Source organism: Aeromonas sp. S13(2024) (genome assembly GCF_041402405.1).
Taxonomy (GTDB): Bacteria; Pseudomonadota; Gammaproteobacteria; order Enterobacterales; family Aeromonadaceae; genus Aeromonas; species Aeromonas veronii.
Genome location: NZ_JBGLRA010000001.1, coordinates 418071 through 444013 on the forward strand (window position 1 = coordinate 418071; position 25943 = coordinate 444013).

A 25943-nucleotide genomic window follows, 5' to 3' on the forward strand; every position below is an offset into this window, starting at 1 on the left:
AGTCTTCTCCCCGGCAAACCACCCGCTTCGCGGGTTCCCTCGTTTCGCCCGTGGCTTCAGCTGTAATGCTGACAGCCCCCATATCCGGAGCTAAGCAGTGTGAGGAGCTGGTTAAATGGGGTGCAACGTTAGATTTGAAAATAGAGCTAATAATGCTAGCTAAAGGTAATGATATTTTAAATAACGAAGGAATCATTGATTCTCTGTGGTTATTCCATTATTAAATGGATTATGGATGAAAGTTATTCTGGCTCAAAAATAACTCTAGATGCCGTAATATCTCCAGTCGATTGAACAATCGCCGTCCGATTACGTCTGTATTCAGAATACATGCACGTTACATTATTGAAGTTTAAACTGCATAATATAGATGTAATTATATGAGGTTTTGGTCCAAATGGTATTATGGAGACGTTATATTCTTGTTGCAATGGTATTAGTATCTGACTCATGTGTTCGTAGCATGTGGCCAAACTATTAATTGGCAGTTTAATGATATTTTCAATGCCACCCAGATGATGTGTAATGAAGTCTTTGTTTTTTTCTATACATGTGTCTTCATACTTTTGTATGGAGGCTGGTGACGCTAAAACACCGAAACATCGATTGGGGTTTAATAGATTATAAAGTCTTAATGGACCATAACTGTCAAAACCAAGCATGAAAATTGCAGCGTTATTTCTTTTTGTTAGAGAGTTACCTTCGCATCCAGGAATTACTTTTAAGTCTCCTAGTTCAACATTTAGGTCAGTTTCGTGATATACGCCATTTGTATAGGTCAGGTCAATAACAATGTTTTTCCCGTAAAATTTCATGAAGAATGTTAATAGTGCAGCATACCATGCACGAGACATGGATGTGTAGTCAATTAAGATTCTTAGTGGAGCATTTTTCTCCAGTTGTATCATGTTGACGAGCTGTGATACATGTGAGTGCAGTAACGCTATGTTAGTTTGGTTGATAGATAAATGATGGGCGTATTTGTACTTTTCATTGAAAAATTCCTCGCAAATCTTACGTTGTGGATCATTATGGTGTTGATCAAAATGAATTATGCTCGTACATTTTAATTTTTCTGGATTTATTAATGATGGGACATCAATACATCGTTCTTCATATCCGCAAGAGAATATTGCAAGATCATATTCTTGTTCTAAAAATGTTCCTCGAGACAAGTCTTCAATATGTAAATTATTCACAGTCATCTCCGAAGTCAAAATCAATCTGTTCTACTTGGCTGTAATCAGAAAGTATTCTTTTTTGAGAAAAATTCTTATTGTTTATTATGGTCGACAACTTGATGGCGGCACCTTTTCTAGGAAGTAAGAAGAAATATGGTGCTAGGCAGTAAGCAAAATTAAATCGCCCATTTCTATTCGGCATTTTATTGTCGTTTTCACTTGCACCAAACTCGGGGTATATTAATCCCAAGTCTACGGCTCTTTCGATATGACGCCATTCTGTCTCTGTTAGGTCAAAGTCAAATGAACTGACAATTCTTGTGCCGATTTTTTGTGTGTGAAGGCGGTCTTTAAAAAACTTACCTACAGTGTTAAATAACTCAAAAGTCTCTTTCCCGTCGACTTCTAAATTTAAACTATCAAGTTCAGAGTAAGAGAAATCTTTTATTTTCCTCCCTTGCTCTTTATCTGATATGAAGTCAAATAATACTTGGCTTTGCAGTTTATCTGACAGGAGGTAGTTAAATAGCCTCAAAAGACGCCTAGGGTTTCCATCGGAACATCTTATCGCTAGGGATAAACCTGAATATATGGATGGAGAAGCGTTACCTTTGTATTTGCGAAATGATTCACGGAGGATTAATGCGCCTTTGACCTTTCTTAGTATTGAACTCTGATATAAATCAGGATTGGTATTCTTTAATAAAATCGCTCTTTCTAGGGTGGCGTCATCAAGGTGTTCCCCAAGTAAATCAGCGTCAATTTCTTTATTGGAGTCAAATAATGGCGATTCGCCAAGTAGCTTCTTAAGTGTTACAAAATCTTTATCGAGATAAGTGCCTTTTATTCTTTTTGAGAATAATTTCTCAGCAAATGACTCGAAGAATTTCTGGTTTGCAGATTGGTTATCATCGTTAAAGCCTAACTTATCAATATATACATACTCAAAGTCATGACCGATATTTATTGGGCGGCCTACTGTAGTCTCTAGTGTATAATGACGATATGGCATGGTAGTTATTTTAAAAATAATGTCATTATAAGAGCGCATGTACGAGTTTAGAATTCTATGATGCTCTTTTGTTAGGAACTCAGCTTCGTCTATACAAATGCACCATGTAGCATCAGATGGTATGTCGATTATTTTTTTGATAACAGATGTTGCCATGCTAAATGGTTTGAAAAGTTCGGAATTGAATTTTATTCCAATTAGCTTATCTTCATCCGTAAGTGCTATTCCAAGTTTTGCTTTGTTAAACGCAATATTTTTATTGTATTCGATACGCTCCAATTCTTGCATAATATCTGACAGTGTATAATAGATGGCCGTTAGCCATAGCTTGGATAGCTCGATAGCAATTTCTTTCTCTTTATACGCTCTTTCAATTTCATCTAAAATATAGGTTGATAAACAACTTTTAACTGTATCAATAAATCTTGCGCATGAAGATAAATTTAAACACCACTTAAAAAATGAGTGGTCGTCATATTCTATTTCTTTTATCGAATTTACCCATTCAACTTTCAATGGTATATATGTTGCAATAAACGAACGGCTATTAATTATATCTGTTGCTTTCTCATGTTCCAGTTTAGAAAGGCATTCATGAGATAACATTTTTATTAATGCTGTTTTTCCTGACCCTCTTGAACCTAAAATAATATGGTTCTTGTTTGATATTAATTTTTCAAATGAGTGTGTCCATACAAACTCATTAGCTAGTTGGGTTGAATTGAAATATCTTGCATTTGAATGTTCAAAAATGTTTCCAAAAGTGATTTTATTTTTCACTGTTGCCACCCTATCTCTTAATTATCACAAATGATTGCTCATTATCTTCTCTTGAGAAAATATCAAATCCAATTTCTTGTGATAATTCCTTCAAAATAACGCTTAGTAATTTTCTGGATGTATACTTAAGATCTTGATTCTCATTGATCAAATCATTCCATGTAATATGTGAATGCTTAGTAAAGTGTTGCTCTATGATCCCTTTTACTGTGCTAGATAGAAAGCTTCTAGCCATATGATTGCCGAAAAATTCTTTATGAGGAATTCCGTTTACAGGGTTATTTGAAATCCAACCATGGCCTGAATAATGATACCATGTTGTGAGTATTCCTCTCGGTGTATTATTTTGGGGGCACATTGAATCAATTTCAATGAGATGAATACAGTTTGGCGTACCTTGAAACCAGCGTTCATCTAATCTAGCTGAAAAACTACCAGAACATACAACATTTACTGGGTGTTGATAACTATCCATGTGAAGTTCTAATCTCGGTATGTGTTTGTGACCGTGAATTATGAAATTGAAACAATTTTTTGTCGCTAATTCCATAAGCAGCGCTGCATTGTGAAGTATGCTATGGTCTGGATCAGAAAAAGGGAGGTCTGGATGTTGTATCGGATGATGATGAAGGACGAGAATATTCACTCTATTAGGATACTTTGTAATTAACTCATCCATATATTCAGATAGCAGTCTTAAGTCATTTTTATCCAAGCTGCCATGATGCAGTGGTTTGTCATAAGAGTCATAGGCTGCACTATTTATACCAAGAACATTTACATTTTCATCTTGCCAATGGACATAGTATGGCTTGGAATAGAAACATCCTTTTACGGCATTTCTTATAATTGAGTCAAAGAAACTATTGTTCTGAATGTTACTATATTTCTTTTTAATAGAAAGTTCTACAGGCTCACTTTTTTCTTTTGACGCTTTTTCATCATCCCAGTTTCCATCATGATTTCCTGGAACGAAAAAAATCTTGCTTTCAGAAATTCCGAAATAAGCAGATAGTTCAGTTAATCTTTTAGATGCCAAGTCAAATTCAGAATACTCAGAGTGATTACTTATATCACCAGGTATAATTAGATAATCAGCAGATAGTTTTTCTTTCTCAACAAGAGATTTTAACTCTTGCATATAACCTTCTTTCACTGCATTACTTGATTCCCCAGTGGAAAAGTCAGTTGCTATCGCACCTGTTCCGGTATGGAGATCACTAATTACAAGAATCTTCATTTGATGTCCACGATGATAACAATTTTATTGGCGACCATTTTATGGTACATATTTTCATTTCACTAAATAAGATATTTATTTTTGGTGGTGTAATTTGATACTCGATAAATAATTAGCTTTATCGCTAACTACTGACTATCGGAACGTCAATATAAAGCCACTCCCCGATAGGTATGTGTACCGCTTGCCGTGGTACTCACCATGATTTTTTCACCTGTGCAACCATGTCGCTCATGTCTGTTGCGCAGGTGAGGCAATCTGATCTCGCCACGGGGTGGGCGAAGGGCCGGATCAGAGATAACAACCCTCCCGATCATTGCCCCGAATAGGTAGGGGGCTGTTAACTTGCCTCGGGGCGGCGGGTTGGGTGTTGCCCCCTGTTGTTCGCCGAGGTGAGGGCACAAGGTCAGGAGCGCCGTCATGGACGACGGCGCAGACGCAGGCGGTACAGGGATGTACCGTCTGCGTCGTTCCGCCAACCTTTTGCCTGAACCGAGGGAACCCGCCGTAGGAGGGCGAACAAGTGGGGGTGGCCTTTCTTTTGGTGACTTTTCTTTGGCCACGCAAAGAAAAGTCACTCGCCAAGCCGCGCAGCGGCGGCGAAACCCCGTCGAGGACGGAGTCCTCGCGTCCTGCATGGCGAAACCATGCCAATTAGACGGCGATATTTCGCCAAGCAATGATGTTACCGACCCCTCACCCTAGCCCTCTCCCGCAAGGGGAGAGGGGACAGTTACCGCGGACGATTACGCTTCGCTAATCGACCCTACGCTAAAGTGGCTACCGCCCCTGACTCTCGCTACCAGATTGCGCCGTTGACCATTGATCTCGGAAAGGGGTCAACAGACGCCCGTCGCCATATTACGGAGCCAGAGTGGTCTTATCTATGGTTTTGATGAGCTAACTATCAGAAAAGAGTGATTTTTTGCGCTGGCACAAACTTTTATTAATTAGTGATTAGTTGATGGTTGTCGGGGCTTGGCAGTGGCAGGGCGGTGGGGTGACGCCGCGAGAGGAGCGCAAACGGTAAAGAAGGAGAGTGCAAACGGAAAAAAGTGAAGGGGCCCGCGGTGGGCCCCTTGTTGTTGGCGCTCGATGCGGCGCCGCTATTTGGCGGCGGGGGTAGGGAAGTATTTGCTGTGCAGCAGCGGGTATTCGCTGCTCGCCAGCACTTGGGTCAAGCCGGTCTGGAACTCCTTGACCAGCTCGTCGCTCACCGGATGGCTGAAGGCGAAGCAGAACTGCTCCGAGCTCAGCACCCACTGCTCCTTGAAGCGGGCGGGGTCGAGTTTTTGCTCGACGATCAGCTGCTCCATGGCGGTCTTGTTGGTGGAGACCAGATCGACCCGGCCGGAGGTGAGCATCTTGAGCGCCTGTGCCAGCCGGTTGGCGGCCATCAGTTTGGTCTCGTCAAAGCCGTTGTTGAGCAGCAGTTGCTCCCCCACATCGGCCCGCACCGCCCCGATATTGAACGCCTTGGCATCGTCGAGCTTGGTGATGGTGATATTGCGATCGGCCAGCCCCACCAGCACGATCTCGGCATACCCGATAGGGCAGGCCCACTTGAACAGGGGATCCCGCGCTTGGGTGCGGGCGGTGGAGAAGAGCACCGCATTGGGCTTTTGGGTCAGCAGGTAGTAACCGCGCGCCCATGGCATGATGGTGATGGGCTGCGCCGGTGTATTGGTCTTTTTCCATACCAGTTGCAGCAGCTCGACCGCGAGGCCGGTGGGGGCGCCGCTGGCATCGGCGTAGTTGTAGGGTTTGTACTCTTCGGTGATGTAGTGCAGTTTGCCGAGCTCAGGACTCGCCTGTGCGAGGGTGGCCAGCAGCGCCCCGGCCAATCCAATCCATGGTTTCATTTTTGCCATCCTGATCAAGGGAATATCTGCTCAAGTGTGACCAAGCTGGCCGATTTCGCCAAGGCGATGGAGCATGTTTGGCAAAAAAGCGCGGGTGCACAGTCCCATCCCGCGCCCAATGTCGGCGGCGATCTGGGCGTTAGCGCAGCGGCAGGTATTTGGCTTGCAGGGCCGAGAAATCCGCCGAGGTGACGACCTGGGTCAGCGCCTGCTGAAAGAGGGCGACCTCGCTGTCGGGCACTTGACGGCTGAAGGCGTAGCAGAGCGGTCTGGCATCCAGCACGAAGGCGACATGAAAGTCATCCGGCTTGAAGCCCAGTTGTTGCAGGGTTTGATAGCCCGCCAGCTTGTTGGTCGCAAACAGATCGGCGCGACCTGAGGTGAGCATTTTGGCCGCCTGGGTGAGGCGGTTGGCCAGCATCAGCTGGCGCTCATCGATACCGCGCTCGAGCAGCAGCTGTTTTGAGACGGTAGAGCGCACTACGCCGACCTTGTAGCGGCTGATCTCGGCCACGGAGCCTAGGGTGATGTTGTCCGCCTTGCGCCCCAGCAGCACAAACTCCGAGTGATCGATGGGGCAGGCCCACTTGAAGAGTGCTTCCCGCTGTGGGGTACGGGCGGTGGCAAACAGCACCACATTGGGTTTTTGTTGCAGCAGGTTGTAGCCTCGGGCCCAGGGCATAATGCGGATTGGCTGGGGCGACACGCCCCGCGCTTTCCAGATAAGCTGCATCAGCTCCACCGACAATCCGGTCGGCATCCCTTGCTGGTCGCTGAAATTAAACGGGGGAGAGATTTCGCTCAGATACTCGAGTTTGCCCGGATCGGCCTGCGCGAAGGTGGCCCACAAGAGCAGTAGCAGATGAGGTAGGTGCCATGTCCGCACGGGAAAGATCCTTCACAATCAACTATGTAGCCCAGTTTGACTGCTTGCGGCGGGAATAGCTAGCCACCTCTATTGCATCTTTCATCAATAAAATGGGCAGCGAACTGCTGCCCAGCGGGTGAGTGAGTGCTCAGCGCACCGGCAGGTATTTGGCCTGCAATTTGCGAAACTCCTCAGAGGCGAGGGCGCGGGTCAGGCCCTGCTGAAACAGGGTGATCTCACTGTCGGGCACCTGACGGCTGAAGGCGTAGCAGAGCTGCTCGGCGCTCAGCACCATGGCCACGTTGAAGTCGTCGCTGCTCAGCTTCAGTTCGCGGATGGCGTCATATCCCGCCAGCTTGCTGGTGGCGAGCAGGTCTGCGCGGCCGGAGAGCAGCATCTTCAACCCCTGCGACAGGCGGTTGGCCGGGATGATGTTGTTGTCATCCATGCCGTTGTTGAGCAGCAGCTGCTCGGCGGCGTCCGAGCGCACCGCGCTGATCTTGTACTGGCTCATCTGATCGAAGGCGGTCAGGGTGATGTTCTGCGCTTTGCGGCCCAGCAGTATGTACTCCGAGTAGCCGATGGGGCATACCCACTTGAAGAGGTCTTCCCGTGCCTGGGTGCGGGCGGTGGAGAAGAGCACCACGTTGGGCTTCTGGGTTAGCAAGTAATAACCCCGCGCCCAGGGCAGGATGCGCACCGGCTGGGGTGTCACGCTGCTGTGTTGCCAGATCATCTGCAGCAGATCGACCGCAAGGCCGGTGGGCTGGCCTTGCGGATCGCTGAAGTTGTAGGGGGGGTACTCTTCGGTGAGGTACTCGAGCTTGCCCAGATCAGCCCGGGCCGTCGAGGCCCAGCAGAGCAGCAACAGATGACAGATCAGCCATATCCTCATTGGGAACATCCTTAGCGATCAACCTTCCCTTGAGTGTGACCATGAACAGAGTAAATAGCCACTCACTGCCGTTACCAGCGGGCGCGGATCTGCCCGATGGGCTGGTAGGCCTCGTCCCGCAGCCCCACCAGCAGGGTCTTGCCATCCGCTTGCAACCGGAACTCGCCGTAGCGGGCCGCTTCGTACTGTTCCCCCGTGCCCTCTTCAAAGAAGTAGGCATCGGGGCCGATCTGCCACTGCCGCTCGCTCTGGTGCACCTGCAATAGCCGCTCATCGCTGGCGAGCCGATCCGGTTTGCCATCGGCCACCAGAGTGGCCACCTGATGGGCATCGAGGCGGATCACCAGGGTGTCGCTGCCCTTGTCTTGAGTCGCACGGGCGTCGCGGCTGGTCAGCTCGCGGGCAATTTCATAGTTGAGCCGCATGTAATCCCCCTGCATCAGGGAGCGGGGATCGACCGGAGCGAGCCGCAGCAGCACCACTTCGCCGCTGCTCATGGCGTACTCATAGCGCCAGACGGTGGCATTGATGCCCGCCAGGATGGCGAGGCCGCTCAGCAACAGAGCGAGTTGTCGGGTGACGGGTTTCATGAGTCGCTCCTTGCCGCAAAGGTGGTGAGCAGCTGGCGGGCACCCAGCAGCAGGATGCCGGAGCCCAGCAGCAGCCAGGATTTGGTCATCAGGGTGAGCCCAAGATCGTAGTAATAGAGCGAGCCATAGCCGAGCAGCAGCAGGGCCGAGAGGGTCATCAGCCCCAGACTGCCGGCATAAAACCCGAGGATCAGCACCAGTGCGCCCGCCCCCATGCCGGGGATAACGGCGCTGATCAGCACCAGCGGCAAGCCAAACAGCAGGGGGAGCCTCAGCTTCACCATCACCGCCAGCAGCAGGGCGGCGCAGAGCAGGGGATTGAGCCAGAGCGGCAGGCGGGACAGCCCCAGTTCGTCCAGCACGCTGCTGCCGCCATCCCACAGCGGGTGGTGCAGACGGCCCAGCACCAGCAGGGAGAGGGCCAGCCCCAGCGTGATGGAGTGGTAGAGCTGGTGGTGATCTGGGTCCCTATCTGCCCGCAGCCAGCAGAAGGTGATGGCTGCCATCACCAGCGGCAGCGCCAGCAGTTGCAGCCCGAGGCAGGCGAGACCAAGGGTGAGCAGCAGGGCCGCCGCCACGCTGTGAAACAGCCGCACCAGCCAGTGATCGAACAGCACGGCGATGGCAAGGGAGAGCAGGCACAACCCAAACCAGAGCAGGGCGTGATGGAGATCCAGCTGATCGAGCAGGCCATAGAGCAGCCAGGCATCGGCCGCCAGGGTGAGTGCCAGCACGAACTGATCCCAGAGATCGCCGCGCTGGCTGCGATTGAGGGCATAGGCCCCCGCAAGCAGCACGGCCCCCAGCAGCAGGGCGCTGTTGGCCTCGCGGGTCAGCTGCTCGAAGGTGAGAAACAGGAAAAAGAGCAGGAACAGGGCAGCAATCCAGCCCACCAGCCCGAGCAGAAAGCGGCTCGACCAGTGGGGCTGGGTGTCACGGGGCATCTCCCCTTCCACCAGATTGGCCTGTTGCAGCTTTTGCCAAAGGGTCAGATCACTCATGAGACCTCCGTTGTTGTTGCAGCCAGCGGGCGGCGATGACAGAAAGGCCGATGGCAATCAGGCTCAGCAGCAAAAAGCCGTTGATGTCGGGCTCCATCCACTTGCCCAGTGCCGCGAGGATGACGGCAATCAGGCTGAGGCACCCCATGGCGAGTCCGGCGATAAATCTGTGGTGCCAAAGGGCATAGGCCGCAGCGAGCCAGCCAAGCCAGAGCGGCCACACCAGCGGGGAGGCGGCATCGAAGAGCGCCAGCAGGGTGAGCAGGGTGGTCCCCAGACCCGCGGCCAGACCCGCCAGCCAGCTTGGCATCAGGCGCCAGCGGTTTGGTGCCAGCAGAAGCAGACCCCAGAGGGCGGCGTTGAGCAGGGTAAGGCACCAGCCCAATCCCTCTTCATCGAAGGTAAAGAAGAACGTGAACAAACCGAGCCGCCAGTAGAGCACCAGCGTCAGCTGGCCGAGCAGCCAGCTCAAGGTCCAGAGCAGGGGGCTTTGGCCAAATGCCGCCAGCGGCACCAGCATCAGCGCCCAGGTGGCGAACAGCTGCCAGGGATCGGCGCCGGTCTGGTAGGTCTGACCCACCAGCGCCAGCAGGGCGCCGATATTGAGGGCGATAGCGAGCAGCAGTGCCTGACGGGGGGTATCCCCCAGCGGTTTGCGCCACAGCAGAAGCAGCATGGCGAGCAGCGGTGCCTCCAGCAGGGCGAGGCGGGAGACCCGGCCCAGCTCTTGCCAGTTGAAGGCGACGAAGAAGATGAGGCCAGCCCCGATACAGAGGGCGCCGAGCCAGAGCAGCAGCCGGTCAAACAGCCACTGCCAGCGCGCCGGATGGGGGGGAAGATCGGCGAGGGTCAGGGCGTCCGCCAGCTTCTCTGGCGCCAGCCGTCCCTGTTTGACCCATTCGAGAAGTGTCTCTCTTGATACGTTGTGCATGGGGGGACTCCACGAGGTTTGCCCCATTATGGCATGAGGCACCCGCAACCGTGCACTGCCCCTTGGCTCTGCGGCTGGTGGTTGCGACAGCGGATTACGCAATAGACACAGCAGTAAACAAAAAGCCCTCCACAGGGGAGGGCTTGGTCAGCGGAAAAGGCGATCAGGCAAAGATCAGAGTGCTCACCCCGAGGCCGACGAAGAGGATGGCGCAGGCGATGCGGATCCCCTTGAGCGGCAGCTTGTCTGCCCCCAGCTTGCCGATCAGCACCACCGGCACGTTGGCCAGCATCATGCCGAGGGTGGTCCCGGTAATGACCTGCACCAGCGAGTCATACTTGGCGGCCAGCAGCACGGTGGCAATCTGGGTCTTGTCACCGATCTCGGCGATGAAGAAGAGCACGAAGGTCGCCATAAAGGGGCCGTATTTATCCAGCGGGCTCTCCTCGTCATCCATCTTGTCCGGCACCAAAATCCAGATAGCCATGGCGATAAAGGCGATGGCGACCAGCCAGGTCATTATCTTGGGATCGAGCCAGCGGCTGATGAACTCGCCAATCCAGGCGGCGCCCGCATGGTTGAGCAGGGTAGCCGCCAGCATGCCGGCGATGATGGGCCAGGGCTTGCGAAAACGGCAGATGAGCAGCAACGCCAACAGCTGGGTTTTATCGCCGATTTCGGCAATGGCGACGCTGAGGGTTGAGGTTAACAAGGCTTCCATAAAAATGACCGGGGGACGGAATTGTTATAAACCAAAGACAAGCCTGCGCCATCCGTCCCCGGTATTGGCACTGGCCCGTCAAAGGTCTTGTCAAATCCATGGCTGGCATGGATCACCCTGACCATGGTGATTTGGCACCAAGTATGTTGATCAGGGTCGCAAACCGGTATTCATGCAATGGATGGCACCGGCGTGCGAGACTACTCCCCCTCGATGGGAGCGGGCATTCTAGGGAAAAACCGCATGAGTGACAAGGGGATCAGCCACCCACCAGCTTGACGCTGAAACCGGCTTTCTCCAGCTCGGTTTTGATCAGGTCCCGTTTATCCCCCTGGATTTCGATTACCCCCTCCTTGATACCGCCACCGGTGCCGCACTTTTTCTTGAGCAGGGTGGCCAGGGATTTTTGCTGATCGGCGGGTACGCCATGAATGGTGAGCACCCCGGCGCCCTTGCGCCCCTTGGTCTCGCGGCGAATGCGCACGGTGCCGTCGGTGGGGAAGGGGGAGGCGGATTGGGGAGCGCTCTGCTCCTTGATCATGCCGCCATCTGTGCTGTAAACGAGGCGGCTGTTGTTGTCGTGACTCATGGCAATACTTTATGGGTTAGCTAAGCGGAGTTTGATTTTACTCAAATAAAAGTTGAAGACACAGCTTATAATGCCCCAAGTAAAAGCGAATTATTATTGTTTAACTTCAGGAGTCAGTCATGGTACTCACGCAGTTGTCACCGGGACAGAGTGCTCGCATCAAGAATATGAATCAGCTCGCCCGGCCGCTGCGCCGCAAACTGATGGTGATGGGCCTGTTGCCCCAGACTGAAGTCATCTATCTGCGCTCCGCCCCCCTTGGGGACCCGCTCCAGATCCAGTGCCAGGGGATCTGTCTCTCCATGCAAAAGAGTCTGGCCCAGCAAATAGAAGTCGAGCCGGTATAACCCGCTGCTCGGCTACCGCTCCGGTCAAGAAAGTCACCGGGAGCGGTTCAGAGACAAGAAGTCGAACCTGCAAAGCGTTTTGCCACACACGCGGCGGGTTCAGAAGAAAATAGAGGTAGAGCTGGTATGAATTATTCCCTGGTAACGGTAGGTAACCCCAATAGCGGCAAGACCTCCCTGTTCAACGCCCTGACCGGCGCCCGCCAGCAGGTAGGCAACTGGAGTGGTGTCACCGTCGACAAGAAGATGGGTGAGTTCAGCGCGGGTGAGCATCACTTCAAGCTGATGGATCTGCCCGGCATCTATAGCCTGGCCAGTCAGGATGGCAGTCTGGACGAGCAGATCGCCAGCCGCTTTGCCCAGGGCCAACAACCCGACCTGCTGCTCAACGTCATCGACGCCGCCAATCTGGAGCGCTCCCTCTACCTCACGCTGCAACTGCGCGAACTGGGCCTGCCCATGGTGGTGGTGCTCAACAAGCTGGATATCCTGCAAAAGCGCCGCATCGTCATCGACGAGAGCAAGCTCGGCAAATCCCTCGGTTGCCCGGTGGTGGCCCTCTCTGCCCACAACAGCAAGCAGGTTGCCGCCTTCAAGCAGCAGATCCGGCAGTTTATCGGTCAGCCGCAAGCCGCCTTGCAGCTCGATTACGGCCACGCGCTTGAAACCGATCTGGCGGAGCTGGAGACCCTGCTCGCCCCGCATCACCTCACTACCCGTGGCCGCGCCCTGCGCCTGCTGGAAGAGGATGCGGTGATGCAGGAGACCCTGCTGCCCGGTCAGCAGGCGGCCGCCGCCAATGTAGTGGCTCGCGCCCATCAGGGACAGGATATCGACCTGCAACTGGCGGATATTCGCTACGGCCATATCCACCAGTGGGTACAACAGGCTCGTCAGCAGAAGGGCAAGCTCACCGAGGCCCAGAGCGAGTGGCTGGATCGGGTGCTGCTCAATCGCTGGATTGGCATCCCCTTCTTTCTGTTTGTCATGTACCTGATGTTCCTGTTTGCCATCAACGTTGGCAGCGCCTTTATCGACTTCTTCGACATCATGGGCGGCGCCCTGTTTGTCGATGGGGTGCACCACCTGCTGGGGCTGGTCAATGCCCCCGAGTGGCTGGGCGCCATTCTGGCGGACGGCTTTGGCGTTGGCTTGCAGACCGTGGCCACCTTTATTCCGGTGATTGGCTGCCTCTATCTGTTCCTCGCGGTGCTGGAGAGCTCCGGCTATCTGGCCCGTGCCGCCTTCGTGGTGGATGCCCTGATGCGCCGTCTCGGCCTGCCGGGCAAGGCGTTCGTGCCGATGCTGATGGGCTTTGGTTGTACCGTCCCCTCGGTGATGGCGACCCGTACCCTCAACTCCGAGCGGGAGCGGCTGATGACCTCCGCCATGGCCCCCTTCATGTCGTGCGGTGCCCGTCTGCCGGTTTACGCCCTGTTTGCGGTGGCATTCTTCCCCGAGTCAGGTCAGAACCTAGTGTTCGGTCTCTACCTCATCGGCATTCTGGTGGCGGTGCTCACCGGCCTGTTGCTGCGCAGCACCCTGCTGCCGGGCAAGAGCGACTCCATGCTGATGGAGATGCCAGACTACGAGTGGCCGCGGCCGGTCAACGTTGCCATCAAGACCTGGCAGAAGCTCAAATCTTTCGTCTTTGGCGCAGGTAAAACCATCGTGCTGGTGGTCGCCGTGCTGAGCGTGCTTAACTCCCTGGGTACCGATGGCAGCTTTGGCCATCAGGAGCAGGAGAGCTCGGTGCTGAGCAAGATCAGCCAGGCGGTGACCCCGGTGCTGCACCCCATCGGTGTACGCGATGACAACTGGCAGGCCACGGTCGGTATCGTCACCGGTATCTTCGCCAAAGAGGCGGTGGTCGGGACCCTCAACAGCCTCTACGCCGGTGGTGGCGATGCAGAGGAGGAGAGCGAGTTCTCGCTGGTGGCCAGCTTCCACGAGGCGATCGATGCCGTGGCGGCCAATCTGGCGGAGATCAACCCGAGCGACCCCATGGGGCTTGATGTTGGCAACCTCGACGACCAGAAAGCTGCCGCCGAGGCGCAGGAGGTCGATGTCTCCACCTACGGCAATATGCAGACCCACTTCGACGGGGCGGCCGGTGCCTTTGCCTATCTCTTGTTCGTGCTGCTCTACATGCCTTGCGCCGCAGCCATGGGCGCGCTGGTGCGGGAAACCGGTCGTCAGTGGGCGCTGATGACGGCGGTATGGTGCAACTACATGGCCTTTATGTGCGCCACCCTCTTCTATCAGGTGGCCACCTTCGCCGCTCACCCGGAACAGAGCTTGTTCTGGATCGCCAGCTACGGCCTCTCTCTGGTACTGCTCTGGTGGGCCGGTCGCCGTCACGGTGATATCGTCGCCCGCAAGGTGGTGACCTTATGATCCTGCGCGAGCTGGGGGATTACCTCGCCGCGCAGCAGAAGGTGAGCCGGCGTGATCTGGCTCGCCACTTCCACACCTCGGAAGATGCGGTGGAGGCCATGCTCGGCGTCTGGATGCGCAAGGGGCGGGTCATCAAGCGCGAGAGTCGGGTCTGTGGTGGCAGTTGCTGCGGCAAGAGCGAGGAGGTGATGTTCGAGTGGTGTGACGCGGGCCAGATTGGCATCAAGATCCGCTAAACGACTACCCAACCTCATCATCAAACATCGAACAATAAAAAACGGCAGATCCTGCTCAAGGGTCTGCCGTTTTTATTGCTGCAACATGGCGGGATCAGGCGCTCTGGCGAGCCTCGCTCAGCAGTGCCAGCGCCGGTTGGGCGTTGTCCGGCATCAGCCGGTAGGCCTTGTGGTGTTTGACCAGGGTGGTTTTCTTGTTGCCCTGGCTCAGCAGCAGGCCGTGGTTGAAGGCTGCCTCGGCCAGCACCTTCTCGTCACCGCGCACATAGAGGGTGAGGGGTTTGACAAGCTCACCGTCCTCGATATGGCCTTCATATTCGCTATGGCTTACCACCAAGCTCGCCTGACCGCCCGATTGCAGGCGCAGCTTGGCGTTCACCTCGCTCTCGGTCAGCACCAGCCAGCCTGCCGCTGAGAGCTCCTCCAGCAGGGCAGCCAGCTTGGCTCCCAATTGCTGCGGATTGGTCATGGCGCACTGGTATTGGAAGGCGATGCGCTCCAGCAATCCCTTGAGATCGGCGCCCGCACCCAGAGTGCGGCCAAGCTGCACCCAAGCTTTCAAATCTTCCATCACCATACGGGAGAAGCGCTTCTCCTTGAGGGAGTCGGCCATCCAGGTGCAGAGAAAGTGGCTCTCTTGCGCCGGAGTGCGCTTGCCCGCCTTTTGCTCGGCGGTGCGGGCCAGTTCGGCCAGGCTTTGAGTGGCCATCTCGAGCAGGGCCTGATTGTAGGTCGGAGAGGTCATAAACAATCCTTGAGTTGACCACCAGGGGCCAACACCGATGACAGAGATGGCAAAGGCGCCAGTGGCGCCTTTGCGGTTCAATAGAGCAACTGCCCGCCTTATTTCGGCTGACGGGGCTTCTTGGCGGCGGCCAGACGCTTGAGGCGCTGACCCTGCAGCTTGGCTTCGGCCATCACCTGGGCTACGGCGTTATCTTCACGCTGCGGGCGCTTGCCGAAGCGGCGACGCTCCTGCAACTGCTTGATCAGCTCGTCACGGCTGCTCACCTCATAGCCCGGCACCATGATGCGGCGGATCTTCTGGCCGATCAGGGCCTCGATCTCCAGTAGGGTGCGCTCCTCTTCACGGCTGACGAAGGAGATGGCCATGCCGCGCTTGCCGGCACGACCGGTACGGCCGATGCGGTGCACGTAATCTTCCGCCAGGAACGGCAGATCATAGTTGACCACGTATTCCAGGCTCGGAATGTCCAGACCACGGGCGGCCACTTCGGTGGCGACCAGTACCCGTACCTTGCCTTCCATGAATTCGCGCAGGGCGCGGCGACGGTTGCCCTGGGCCTTCTCGCCATGGACCACGGCGGACTTGATGCCGTCGAGGTTCAGCTCCTCGACCAGCACATCACAGCTCTCGCGGGTACTGGCGAACACCAGCACCTGCTGCCAGTTCTGCTTGCCAATCAGCTCTGAGAGCAGCTCGCGCTTGCGCTTCTGCTCGACCGGATAGACGGTGTGGCTGACGGTGTCGGCGGTGGAATTCTGCTTGTTGACGCTGACGATCTGCGGTCTGTCCAGCATCAGGTTGGCCAGCTTCTTCACCGCGTCGGAGAAGGTGGCGGAGAAGAGCAGGTTTTGACGGGTCTTGTTGACCGCTTGCAGGATCTTCTGCACATCGGCACTGAAGCCCATGTCGAGGATGCGATCCGCTTCATCCATCACCAGACACTCGACGCCGGAGAGGCTGAGGTTGCAGGCGGTGAGGTGCTCAAGCAGACGGCCCGGGGTGGCCACAATGATGTGAGCGCCCGCTTTGAGCTTCTTGGCCTGCACGTCCTGCTTGCCACCGCCGACGATGGTGATGGTGGTGATATCGAGATACTTGGCGAAGTCATTGATGTTGCTTGCCACCTGAGCCGCCAGCTCGCGAGTCGGGGTCAGGATCAGCACACGGGCGTTGGAAGGCTGGACCGGAGCCGGATTGTCTACCAGACGCTGCAAGATGGGCAGGGCGAAGGCGGCGGTCTTGCCGGTACCGGTCTGGGCGCTGGCCAGCACATCGCGGCCACGGCGAATGGCCGGGATCGCCTGTTGCTGCACAGGGGTCATCTCCTGATAACCGCAATCTGAGACAGCACGCAAAATCTCGGGGGCAAAATCGAACGATTCAAATCTCATAATGGGTTCCTGTGTTCCAGCTGGGCTGTGTTTGGCTTGGTTAGCTCGGCATGAGCGAGACGGAGGTTGTAACCACCGACGGCTGCGCCTGACATCAAGTCAGAGAGTGAGCCGGAAAATGGCGGGCGCGAAGTGTAACAGATAGACGTCACAAATTCTGCCTCAAATGGTTGTCCTTTTCTCATCCTTTGTGGTGTGAATGGCGGTTGAAAGCAATCATTTGACTCCCAAATGCCAAGCTTGGAGGTGTGGGCTAACGGTTTTGGGCAAGGACGAGAGGGATATCAATGGAACTGGAACAGTTAAAACGCCAGCTGGAGCAGCTGGGCGAGCGCAATGACAGCATGCAGCAGGCACGCCACCGCAAGCTGCTCAATATCACCCGCGACACGGGGGAGTTGCTGTCAGTGCTGGTGCAGACCCGTGGGGCGCAGGCGGTGCTGGAGATCGGCACCTCCAATGGTTACTCCACACTCTGGCTGGCAGAAGCGGTGCGTCGGCTGGAGGGGCACGTTACCACCATTGAGCTGGATGAGGATAAGCGCGTGCTGGCCCATGACAACTTTCAGCGGGCAGGGCTGGCCCCTTGGGTAACCTTGCTGGCAGGGGATGCGAGTGAGCTGTTACCGACCTTGCCGCAAGGCGGTTATCAACTCATCTTCCTCGATTCGGATCGTCAGCACTACCGGGCATGGTGGCCACAGATCCGCCGCCTGCTGGCACCCCGTGGCCTGCTGGTGGTCGATAACGCCATCTCCCATCGCAGCGAGATGGTGGAGTGGATGAACGAGGTCGGGCAGGATCCGGCCTTTGCCACCTCGCTGGTGCCGGTCGGCAAGGGGGAGTGGCTGGTGGTGCGTGTGTAGGGAGAGTGAGTATGGAATTGAACACCATGGAGCCAAAAGCAGTGGTAGAGGCCTATTGGCAGGAGATGCAGAGCAATGACTTTGCGAAGGCGGCAAGCTGGCTGGGAGATGATTTTTTCTGTGACTGGCCCCAATCGGGAGAACGGATTGTGGGGCGAGAGAATTTTATTGAGATCAATCGTCGCTACCCCGCAGCTGGCCTGTGGCGCTTCGAGATTGTCCGTCTTCTGGCACAAGGGAGTGAGGTGGTCAGTGAGGTGCTGGTCAGCGATGGGGTCGTAAATGCTCGCGCCATCACATTTCACCATGTTGCGGAAGGTAAAATTCAACAGCAGACCGAGTATTGGCCCGATGAGTATGCCGCGCCAGAATGGCGCAGTTCTTGGGTTTGTCCGATGCCAAAGAGTTAGCCATCGCTATTCACTGGCGGCATGTCAAAGAAATCAGCCCCGCATTGGCGGGGCTGATTGTGAAAGCGCATCAGGGTCTTGGTCGGTCGGATCAGACCGCCAGATAGTCCATGATCCCTTCGGCCGCTTTGCGCCCTTCGTAGATGGCGGTCACCACCAGATCGGAGCCACGTACCGCATCGCCACCGGCGAACACCTTGGGGTTGCTGGTCTGGAAGGCGTATTCCGCCTGCTCGCGGGCCTTGATGCGATCCCGGTTGTCGAGCTCGATGCCGAACTCCGCCATCCAGGGCTGGGGGTTGGGCTGGAAGCCAAACGCCATCACCACCGCATCGGCAGCCAGCACCTGCTCGGAGCCCTCGATAACCACCGGATTGCGGCGGCCATTGGCGTCGGGTTCACCCAGCTCGGTGCTCACCACCTTGATGCCGACGGTGCGACCGCTGGCATCCAGCTCGACAGCTACCGGTTGCAGGTTGAACATGAATTCAACCCCCTCCTCGCGGGCGTTTTTCACCTCCCGCTTGGAGCCCGGCATGTTCTCCTCGTCGCGGCGATAGGCACAGATCACCTTGGCGGCCCCCTGACGGATGGCGGTACGTACACAGTCCATGGCGGTATCGCCACCGCCCAGCACCACCACCTGCTTGCCGGCGAAGTCGATATAGTCGGCTTGCGCCTTCTCGAACCCCAGCAACCGGTTGGCGTTGGCGATGAGGTAGGGCAGGGCATCATAGACGCCCGGCGCCTCTTCGTTGGCAAAGCCGCCCTTCATGTACTTGTAGGTGCCTACCCCGAGGAAGACCGCATCGAACTCGCCGAGCAGATCGGCGAAAGTGATGTCCTTGCCCACCTCGGTTTCGAGACGAAACTCCACGCCCATCCCCTGGAAGATCTCGCGGCGACGCTGCATCACCTCTTTTTCCAGCTTGAAGGAGGGGATGCCGAAGGTGAGCAGGCCACCGATCTCCGGATACTTGTCAAACACCACCGGGGTGACGCCATTGCGTGCCAGCACGTCGGCGCAGGCAAGACCCGCAGGGCCGGCGCCGATGACGGCGACCCGCTTGCCGGTCTTGACCACGTTCGAGAGATCGGGCTTCCAGCCCATCTCGAACGCCTTGTCGGTGATGTATTTTTCGATGTTGCCGATGGTCACCGCGCCGAAGCGATCGTTGAGGGTGCAGGAGCCCTCACAGAGGCGATCCTGCGGGCAGACCCGGCCACACACCTCCGGCAGGCTGTTGGTCTGGTGGGAGAGCTCCACCGCCTCCAGAATGCGCCCCTCTTTGGCCAGCTTCAGCCAGTTGGGGATGTAGTTGTGGACCGGACACTTCCACTCGCAGTAGGGGTTGCCGCACTCGAGGCAGCGATCCGCCTGCATCTGTACCTGCGGCTGATTGAAGGACTCGTAGATCTCCACAAACTGGATTTTGCGGATCTTGAGCGGCTTCTTGGGCGGGTCGACCCGCTGGACATCGATAAACTGAAATACGTTCTGGCTCATAGGGTTCCCTCCTTATTGCGCCTGGATTCTGAGTTCTGCACTGGAACGGCTGGTGTGACCCAGCAGCGATTTCACGTCGCTGGACTTGGGTTTGATCAGCCTGAACTTGGGCACATAGGAGTCGAAGTTGGCCAGGATCTCCTCGGCGCGCGAGCTGCCGGTCTCATTGAGGTGCGCCGTGATGATGCCGCGCAGGTGCTCCTGATGGATGGCGAGATCCGCCACGTCCAGCAGTTCCACCAGCTCGGGGTTGGTGCGCTTGGCGAAGTTGCCGCATTCGTCGAGCACGTAGGCAAAGCCGCCGGTCATACCCGCCGCGAAGTTGACGCCGGTCTGACCGAGTACGGTGACGATACCACCGGTCATATATTCACAACCGTTGTCGCCAATTCCCTCGACTACCGCCAGGGCACCGGAGTTGCGCACCGCGAAACGCTCGCCGGCAGTGCCCGCGGCGTAGAGTTTGCCGCCGGTGGCGCCGTAGAGGCAGGTGTTGCCGATGATGGCTGCTTCGTGGGATTTGAACGCCACGCCGACATGGGGCTTGATCACCAGCTTGCCGCCGGTCATCCCCTTGCCCACGTAGTCGTTGGCGTCCCCGGTGAGGATCATCTCAAGGCCGCCTGCGTTCCAGACGCCGAAGCTCTGGCCTGCGGTACCGTTGAAGTGCACCTTGACCGGATCTGCCGCCATCCCCTGGTTGCCGTGGCGTTTGACGATTTCGCCCGAGAGGCGTGCACCCACGGAGCGGTCGGTGTTGCGAATGTCATAGCGGAACTCGCCGCCGCTTGAGGTTTCCACCGCTTCCAGCAGATCTTCCACCATTTTCAGGTTGAGCGGCCCCTTGTCGAAGGTGGGGTTGTGCTGCTGGCTGAACAGGCTGGAGCCTGCCGGTGCCACCGGACGGGCCAGTATGCCGGAAAGATCCAGCTTGGCCTGACGGGCGGTGAGGCCGGGCAGGGCTTCCAGCAGATCGGTGCGGCCAATCAGGTCGGTCAGCTGGGTGACGCCGAGCTGGGCCATCAGCTCGCGGGTCTCCTCGGCGATGAACTTGAAGTAGTTCATCACCATCTCCGGCAGGCCGGTGAAGTGCTCGCGACGCAGCTTCTCATCCTGAGTGGCAACGCCGGTGGCGCAGTTGTTCAGGTGGCAAATACGCAGGTATTTGCAACCGAGCGCCACCATGGGGCCGGTGCCAAAACCGAAGCTCTCGGCGCCGAGGATGGCCGCCTTGATGATGTCGAGGCCTGTCTTGAGACCGCCATCCACCTGCAGCCGCACCTTGTGGCGCAGACCGTTGGCGACCAGCGCCTGTTGGGTCTCGGCCAGACCCAGTTCCCACGGGGAACCGGCATATTTGACCGAGGTGAGGGGGCTCGCGCCAGTGCCGCCGTCATAACCGGAGATGGTGATGAAGTCGGCATAGGCCTTGGCCACGCCGCAGGCAATGGTGCCGACGCCAGGCTCGGAGACCAGTTTCACCGACACCAGACAGCTCGGGTTGATCTGCTTGATGTCGAAGATGAGCTGGGCCAGATCCTCGATGGAGTAGATGTCGTGGTGCGGCGGCGGCGAGATCAGGGTCACGCCGGGCACGGAATAACGCAGCTGGGCGATCTGGGCGGTGACCTTGTCACCGGGCAGTTGGCCACCTTCGCCGGGCTTGGCACCCTGCGCCACCTTGATCTGCACCACATCGGCGTTCATCAGGTAGTGGGGGGTGACACCGAATCGGCCGGAAGCCACCTGCTTGATGCGGGAGTTCTTTTCGGTACCGAAACGCTTGGGATCTTCGCCCCCTTCGCCGGAGTTGCTTTGACCGCCGAGGCGGTTCATGGCAACAGCCAGCGCCTCGTGAGCCTCAGGACCGAGGGCGCCGATGGACATGGCGGCGGAGTCGAAGCGGGGGAAAAGCTTGTCGGCCGGCTCCACTTTATCCAGAGCGACCGGATTGTCGACCTTCTTCAGCGCCAGCAGATCGCGCAGGGTGGCAACCGGGCGCTCGTTCACCAGACGGGCGTACTCCTTGTAATCGGCATAGTTGCCGGAGCGCACCGCGGTTTGCAGGGTCTGCACCACATCCGGGTTGTAGGTGTGGTACTCGCCGCCGTGGACGAACTTGAGCAGGCCGCCGTGGGCGAGGGGCTTGCGCACCAGCCAGGCCTGACGGGCCAGATTGTGCTGATCCTGCTGGATGTCGGCAAAGTCGGCACCCTGAATACGGCTGGAAACGCCGCGGAAGCAGGTATCGACCACCGACTTGGCGAGGCCTACCGCTTCGAACAGCTGGGAGCAGCGGTAGCTGGCGACCGTGCTGATGCCCATCTTGGACATCACCTTGTAGAGCCCCTTGTTGATGCCGTTGCGGTAGTTGACCATGGCCTGGCGCAGGGACATGGTGAGCACGCCCTCTTCAACCTGTTTGGCCAGGGTTTCGTAGGCCAGATAGGGGTAGATGGCGGTCGCGCCAAAGCCCAGCAGCACCGAGAAGTGGTGCGGATCGCGGCAGCTTGCGGTCTCCACCAGAATGTTGGCGTCGCAGCGCAGGTTGTTGTCCACCAGGGTGCGCTGTACCGCACCCACCGCCATGGCTGCCGGGATCGGCAGGGTGTCGGCGCTGATATCGCGATCCGACAGCACCAGCAGTACGGTACCGCTCCTGGCGGCGGTTTTGGCCTCCTCGCAGATGCGCTCGATGGCCGCTTCCAGTCCCTCTTCGGGCTTGAAGTTGAGGCTGATCACCTGATGACGGTAGTACTCACCTTCCAGTGCCAGCAGCTGGTGGAAGTCGGAGTAGAGCAGGATCGGCGACTGGAACAGCACCCGGTGGGCGTGGCCGAAGGTCTCGTTGAAGACGTTCTGCTCGCGACCGATACAGGTGGCGAGAGACATGACGTGGTTTTCCCGCAGCGGGTCGATGGGCGGGTTGGTCACCTGGGCAAACATCTGGCGGAAGTAGTCATAGAGGGTACGCGGGCCGGAGGAGAGCACCGCCATCGGGGTGTCATCCCCCATGGAGCCCACCGCTTCCTGACCGTTTTCACCGAGAACCCGGATGATCTGATCCAGCTCCTCGAAGGAGTAGCCAAACAACTTCTGATAGGTTTTCAGCTGGTCATCGGAGAACTCGCGGCTACCGGTCTGGCTGTCGTCCATCTGCTCGAAGGGGACCAGTCGGCGGCAATGTTTATCCATCCACTGCTTGTAGGTGTGACGGTTCTTGAGGTCGTCATCGATCTCGAAGCTGGTCCACACCTTGCCGTTGCTGGTATCCACCACGAACAGCTCGCCCGGGCCGACCCGGCCCTTCTCCAGCACTTCGTCCGGGGTATAGTCCCAGGTGCCGACCTCGGAGGCGAGGGTGATGAACTTGTCCTTGGTGATGACGTAGCGGGCCGGACGCAGACCGTTGCGATCAAGTGCGCAGGTGGCGTAGCGACCATCGGTCATGACGATACCGGCGGGGCCATCCCACGGCTCCATGTGCATGGAGTTGAAGTCGTAGAAGGCGCGCAGGTCGTCATCCATGTTCGGGTGCTTTTGCCATGCTGGCGGGATCAACAGGCGCATGGCGCGGAACAGGTCCATGCCACCGGCGAGGAAGAGATCCAGCATGTTGTCGAGACTGGAGGAGTCAGAGCCGGTGGTGTTGACGAAGGGGGCCGCTTCCTGCAAATCGGGGATCAGCGGCGTCGCAAACTTGTAGCTGCGCGCCTTGGCCCACTGGCGGTTGCCGGCGATGGTGTTGATCTCGCCGTTGTGGGCCAGATAGCGGAACGGCTGGGCCAGCGGCCAGCGCGGGCTGGTGTTGGTGGAGAAACGCTGGTGGAAGACGCAGATGGCCGCCTGCATACGGATGTCGGCGAGATCCAGATAGAAGCGCGGCAAGTCCACCGGCATGCACAGCCCTTTATAGACGGTGACCAGGTTGGAGAGGCTGACCACGTAGAAGTAGTCGTCGTTGACGCGCTTTTCGATGCGGCGACGCACGATATAGAGACGGCGCTCGAGATCCTTGTCGACCCAGCCGGGCGGGGCGTTGACAAAGACCTGTTCAATGCTGGGCAGGGAGGCTTTGGCGATGGTACCCAGTACGTTGGTATCGACGGGCACCTTGCGCCAGCCGACCAGACTCAGGGTCTCTTTTTCCAGCTCTTCGTCGATGATGTCGCGGGTCTGCTGGGCCAATACGGGGTCAGGGTTGAGAAACAGCATGCCGACCGCATAGTTGCGGCCAAGGTGCCATCCCTTCTCCTCGGCGACAGCTCTGAAGAAGCTGTCCGGTTTTTGCAGCAGCAGACCGCAACCATCGCCGGTCTTGCCATCGGCGGAGATCCCGCCGCGGTGCTGCATGCGAGCCAATGCTGACATCGCGAGACGGACAAGCTTGTGGCTGGCTTCCCCTTCCATGTGGGCCAACAGGCCGAAGCCACAGTTATCCCTCTCCAGCTTTGGATCATATAGTGACATTGCATTTCTCCCTTGCTCGGCCTTGTATCGCACAGTCATCACCTGACTGCATAAATTGCGATTGGCTCTTGTGGTTCCGTCTGCCTGACGTGGCGAATCTCCAAACTAATGGGATTTTCTGGCGAGGTCAATCGCAGGTCAGGTTTGTCTTCATGGTTACATTCGCATAACAAAATGTCGGGTTAGGGGGATTAGCTCGCAGTTATGGAGTGTTTATTCTGTGTGGTTTGATTTTGTTGGTTAAATATATCGCCATTGACGGGCTCAATGGTGCGCTCGGCGACGATGGGCGAATGTAGTAATTTTACCAACCCGATGTGGCCGACAGCGGAAGGGATCACATTTTCAATATCCCATGCTTGCAATTGTGTGCTGTCGGGTCTCTTTGAATTTTTCATTGTTCAACAGTGGGTTATCAGGTCTCATTTTCATATGGATGTTTACTGTTTGAATCGTCAAAGAACTGTAAAAATCCTTTTTTTGCGCTTTTCCTCTATATTTATTCAAAATTGGTCGGGTATTTATATGTTTTACCCTCTCCGCTAGCTTGATCCAGCTCAGCCCCTGTTTTGCGCAAGCTCGTACAATGGCGCTCCTTTAGCGGAGGTGTCATGCAGTTACACGAACTCGTCAATACATTCGGTCAGGATCTCAAGCAGCGTCATGGTCAGAAGATCCACAAACTCTCCATCCACGGGGCCTTCACCTGCCCGAACCGTGACGGCACCCTGGGCCGTGGTGGCTGCACCTTCTGCAACGTATCCTCTTTTGCTGACGAGTCGGCTCAGCAACTCTCCGTGGTGCAACAACTGCTGGCTCGCCGGGACGAAGTCACCCGTGCCAAGCGCTATCTTGCCTATTTTCAGGCCTATACCAGCACCTATGCCGAGGTCGAATATCTTCAGCGGATATATGAAGAGGCGCTGTCAGTGAGCGATATGGTGGGGCTCTGCGTGGGCACTCGCCCCGATTGCGTACCGGATGCGGTGCTGGATCTGTTGGCGGGCTATCAGGCCCGGGGCTACGAGGTGTGGCTGGAGCTCGGGCTGCAAAGTGCCAACGACAAGACCCTGCAACGGATCAACCGCGGCCACGGTTATGCCGCCTATGAGGATGCGGTAAGACGTGCCCATCAGCGCGGCATCAAGGTATGTGCTCATCTGATCGTCGGCCTGCCGGGCGAAGTGCCGATGGACAGCCTCGATACCCTGCATCGCATCGTTGAGACCGGTGTTGAGGGGATCAAGTTGCATCCGCTTCATGTGGTTGAGGGTAGTACTCTTGGCAAGGCATGGCAGGCGGGGCGCCTTGAGGTATTGACGCTGGAGCAGTATGTGGAGGCGGCCGTTGCCATGATCCAGCACACGCCGCCCGAGGTGGTGTATCACCGGATTTCGGCCTCCGCGCGCCGTCCAACCCTGTTGGCGCCAGCCTGGTGTGAAAATCGCTGGACGGCCATGGCGGACATTGCCAAAGCACTCTCATTGAATGGCCCGCAAGGTCACGCGTTGGGCAGACCCTTCATACTTCCTGACCTATAATTGAGCACCAGATTATTATTTTCACGTAAAACATAGGGTTATATAAAAAACTTCATACCCTAAACTATAGTTTTGGTACGTGCCGGTTGATATAGTGGTGCGCCATAATAAATGTCATTATCAATTAACTCCGACATTCACCCTGATTGCAGTGTTAGCATGGTGTTGATGAGCCGATTATTTTTACCAATAACGAATCATGCCGCCATTGCTGCTGTGCCGGGAAATTGGCGATGAGTGTCGCGATCTATCTGGACAGGTTTATCCCCTGATCAGTCTCATCAGCGGGAAGGCCACTCGGTTTTAGCGTGGCTATAGCAGGGAAATATGAGCGATGAACGCTCTTATCTACCTCATTTA

At 56.1% G+C, this 25943-nt stretch carries 21 protein-coding genes; 6 read left to right on the forward strand and 15 right to left on the reverse strand.

What is annotated here, in order from left to right; genetic code table 11:
* Positions 1-242: 242 nt before the first annotated feature.
* From ACB042_RS01920 to ACB042_RS01970, 11 genes are all read right to left on the reverse strand, one after another.
* Positions 243-1199, reverse strand: coding sequence for a hypothetical protein (locus ACB042_RS01920; RefSeq protein WP_139472796.1), 957 nt, complete (start codon positions 1197-1199; stop codon positions 243-245).
* Positions 1192-2973, reverse strand: coding sequence for a hypothetical protein (locus tag ACB042_RS01925; RefSeq protein ID WP_371177664.1), 1782 nt, complete (start codon positions 2971-2973; stop codon positions 1192-1194). Before ACB042_RS01925 ends, ACB042_RS01920 begins: the two co-directional genes overlap by 8 nt.
* A gap of 10 nt (positions 2974-2983) precedes the next feature.
* Entirely contained in the window at positions 2984-4213 is a 1230-nt protein-coding gene (locus tag ACB042_RS01930) for a metallophosphoesterase (protein WP_139472794.1), read from the reverse strand.
* Between the two features lie 1106 nt (positions 4214-5319).
* Complete coding sequence (locus tag ACB042_RS01935) at positions 5320-6075, reverse strand: substrate-binding periplasmic protein (protein ID WP_371177665.1); 756 nt, start codon at positions 6073-6075, stop codon at positions 5320-5322.
* Positions 6076-6214: 139 nt separating this feature from the next.
* On the reverse strand, positions 6215-6961 hold the full coding sequence (locus ACB042_RS01940; protein ID WP_371177666.1) for a substrate-binding periplasmic protein: 747 nt from the start codon (positions 6959-6961) through the stop codon (positions 6215-6217).
* A gap of 130 nt (positions 6962-7091) precedes the next feature.
* Positions 7092-7838 (reverse strand): substrate-binding periplasmic protein, encoded by a 747-nt coding sequence (locus ACB042_RS01945; protein ID WP_371177667.1) that lies wholly within the window; start codon positions 7836-7838, stop codon positions 7092-7094.
* Between the two features lie 71 nt (positions 7839-7909).
* Positions 7910-8428, reverse strand: coding sequence for a GDYXXLXY domain-containing protein (locus tag ACB042_RS01950; protein ID WP_371177668.1), 519 nt, complete (start codon positions 8426-8428; stop codon positions 7910-7912).
* The gene (locus tag ACB042_RS01955; RefSeq protein ID WP_371177669.1) at positions 8425-9429 is read right to left on the reverse strand and encodes a DUF4401 domain-containing protein; all 1005 of its coding nucleotides are present in this window, start codon (positions 9427-9429) and stop codon (positions 8425-8427) included. The genes ACB042_RS01950 and ACB042_RS01955 overlap by 4 nt, the downstream gene beginning before the upstream one ends.
* Positions 9422-10360, reverse strand: coding sequence for a DUF2157 domain-containing protein (locus ACB042_RS01960; protein WP_371177670.1), 939 nt, complete (start codon positions 10358-10360; stop codon positions 9422-9424). The genes ACB042_RS01955 and ACB042_RS01960 overlap by 8 nt, the downstream gene beginning before the upstream one ends.
* A 163-nt stretch (positions 10361-10523) precedes the next feature.
* A complete protein-coding gene (locus tag ACB042_RS01965; RefSeq protein ID WP_005346773.1) occupies positions 10524-11081 on the reverse strand; it encodes a TMEM165/GDT1 family protein in 558 nt (185 codons plus the stop codon).
* Between the two features lie 259 nt (positions 11082-11340).
* Positions 11341-11670 (reverse strand): stress response translation initiation inhibitor YciH, encoded by a 330-nt coding sequence (locus tag ACB042_RS01970; RefSeq protein WP_323905643.1) that lies wholly within the window; start codon positions 11668-11670, stop codon positions 11341-11343.
* 119 nt (positions 11671-11789) lie between these two features.
* Between ACB042_RS01970 and ACB042_RS01975 the strand changes: the two genes are divergently transcribed.
* From ACB042_RS01975 to ACB042_RS01985, 3 genes are all read left to right on the forward strand, one after another.
* Positions 11790-12017 (forward strand): FeoA family protein, encoded by a 228-nt coding sequence (locus ACB042_RS01975; RefSeq protein WP_005337384.1) that lies wholly within the window; start codon positions 11790-11792, stop codon positions 12015-12017.
* A gap of 126 nt (positions 12018-12143) precedes the next feature.
* A complete protein-coding gene (gene feoB, locus ACB042_RS01980) occupies positions 12144-14414 on the forward strand; it encodes a Fe(2+) transporter permease subunit FeoB (RefSeq protein WP_167569496.1) in 2271 nt (756 codons plus the stop codon).
* Positions 14411-14650 (forward strand): FeoC-like transcriptional regulator, encoded by a 240-nt coding sequence (locus ACB042_RS01985; protein WP_005350974.1) that lies wholly within the window; start codon positions 14411-14413, stop codon positions 14648-14650. Before feoB ends, ACB042_RS01985 begins: the two co-directional genes overlap by 4 nt.
* A gap of 94 nt (positions 14651-14744) precedes the next feature.
* Here the strand turns inward: ACB042_RS01985 and ACB042_RS01990 are convergent, their stop codons facing one another.
* Together ACB042_RS01990 and ACB042_RS01995 are read right to left on the reverse strand one after the other, a co-directional pair.
* Entirely contained in the window at positions 14745-15395 is a 651-nt protein-coding gene (locus ACB042_RS01990) for a DUF2913 family protein (RefSeq protein WP_371177671.1), read from the reverse strand.
* Between the two features lie 98 nt (positions 15396-15493).
* The gene (locus tag ACB042_RS01995; RefSeq protein ID WP_064341970.1) at positions 15494-16789 is read right to left on the reverse strand and encodes a DEAD/DEAH box helicase; all 1296 of its coding nucleotides are present in this window, start codon (positions 16787-16789) and stop codon (positions 15494-15496) included.
* 287 nt (positions 16790-17076) lie between these two features.
* On the opposite strand from ACB042_RS01995, the gene ACB042_RS02000 reads away from it, so the two are divergent.
* Positions 17077-17655 (forward strand): O-methyltransferase, encoded by a 579-nt coding sequence (locus tag ACB042_RS02000; protein ID WP_201906379.1) that lies wholly within the window; start codon positions 17077-17079, stop codon positions 17653-17655.
* 11 nt (positions 17656-17666) lie between these two features.
* Positions 17667-18065, forward strand: a complete 399-nt coding sequence (locus tag ACB042_RS02005) for a nuclear transport factor 2 family protein (protein WP_064341968.1) — start codon at positions 17667-17669, stop codon at positions 18063-18065.
* A gap of 91 nt (positions 18066-18156) precedes the next feature.
* Here ACB042_RS02005 and ACB042_RS02010 read toward each other — a convergent pair whose 3' ends face one another.
* Positions 18157-19572 (reverse strand): FAD-dependent oxidoreductase, encoded by a 1416-nt coding sequence (locus ACB042_RS02010; RefSeq protein WP_005346752.1) that lies wholly within the window; start codon positions 19570-19572, stop codon positions 18157-18159.
* A gap of 12 nt (positions 19573-19584) precedes the next feature.
* Positions 19585-24042: a glutamate synthase large subunit gene (gene gltB / locus ACB042_RS02015; RefSeq protein ID WP_201941594.1), complete on the reverse strand. Its 4458-nt coding sequence runs from the start codon at positions 24040-24042 to the stop codon at positions 19585-19587.
* A gap of 611 nt (positions 24043-24653) precedes the next feature.
* Between gltB and ACB042_RS02020 the strand changes: the two genes are divergently transcribed.
* Complete coding sequence (locus ACB042_RS02020; RefSeq protein WP_371177672.1) at positions 24654-25583, forward strand: TIGR01212 family radical SAM protein; 930 nt, start codon at positions 24654-24656, stop codon at positions 25581-25583.
* Positions 25584-25943 lie beyond the last annotated feature (360 nt).

Excerpts from the sequence above, each read along its gene's own strand:
- ACB042_RS01930 (WP_139472794.1), bottom strand. The coding sequence starts at position 4,213 with ATGAAGATTCTTGTAATTAGTGATCTCCATACCGGAACAGGTGCGATA.
- ACB042_RS01935 (WP_371177665.1), bottom strand. The coding sequence starts at position 6,075 with ATGAAACCATGGATTGGATTGGCCGGGGCGCTGCTGGCCACCCTCGCA.
- ACB042_RS01945 (WP_371177667.1), bottom strand. The coding sequence starts at position 7,838 with ATGAGGATATGGCTGATCTGTCATCTGTTGCTGCTCTGCTGGGCCTCG.
- ACB042_RS01950 (WP_371177668.1), bottom strand. The coding sequence starts at position 8,428 with ATGAAACCCGTCACCCGACAACTCGCTCTGTTGCTGAGCGGCCTCGCC.
- ACB042_RS01955 (WP_371177669.1), bottom strand. The coding sequence starts at position 9,429 with ATGAGTGATCTGACCCTTTGGCAAAAGCTGCAACAGGCCAATCTGGTG.
- ACB042_RS01960 (WP_371177670.1), bottom strand. The coding sequence starts at position 10,360 with ATGCACAACGTATCAAGAGAGACACTTCTCGAATGGGTCAAACAGGGA.
- ACB042_RS01965 (WP_005346773.1), bottom strand. The coding sequence starts at position 11,081 with ATGGAAGCCTTGTTAACCTCAACCCTCAGCGTCGCCATTGCCGAAATC.
- ACB042_RS01970 (WP_323905643.1), bottom strand. The coding sequence starts at position 11,670 with ATGAGTCACGACAACAACAGCCGCCTCGTTTACAGCACAGATGGCGGC.
- ACB042_RS01975 (WP_005337384.1), top strand. The coding sequence starts at position 11,790 with ATGGTACTCACGCAGTTGTCACCGGGACAGAGTGCTCGCATCAAGAAT.
- feoB (WP_167569496.1), top strand. The coding sequence starts at position 12,144 with ATGAATTATTCCCTGGTAACGGTAGGTAACCCCAATAGCGGCAAGACC.
- ACB042_RS01985 (WP_005350974.1), top strand. The coding sequence starts at position 14,411 with ATGATCCTGCGCGAGCTGGGGGATTACCTCGCCGCGCAGCAGAAGGTG.
- ACB042_RS01990 (WP_371177671.1), bottom strand. The coding sequence starts at position 15,395 with ATGACCTCTCCGACCTACAATCAGGCCCTGCTCGAGATGGCCACTCAA.
- ACB042_RS01995 (WP_064341970.1), bottom strand. The coding sequence starts at position 16,789 with ATGAGATTTGAATCGTTCGATTTTGCCCCCGAGATTTTGCGTGCTGTC.
- ACB042_RS02000 (WP_201906379.1), top strand. The coding sequence starts at position 17,077 with ATGGAACTGGAACAGTTAAAACGCCAGCTGGAGCAGCTGGGCGAGCGC.
- ACB042_RS02005 (WP_064341968.1), top strand. The coding sequence starts at position 17,667 with ATGGAATTGAACACCATGGAGCCAAAAGCAGTGGTAGAGGCCTATTGG.
- ACB042_RS02010 (WP_005346752.1), bottom strand. The coding sequence starts at position 19,572 with ATGAGCCAGAACGTATTTCAGTTTATCGATGTCCAGCGGGTCGACCCG.
- gltB (WP_201941594.1), bottom strand. The coding sequence starts at position 24,042 with ATGTCACTATATGATCCAAAGCTGGAGAGGGATAACTGTGGCTTCGGC.
- ACB042_RS02020 (WP_371177672.1), top strand. The coding sequence starts at position 24,654 with ATGCAGTTACACGAACTCGTCAATACATTCGGTCAGGATCTCAAGCAG.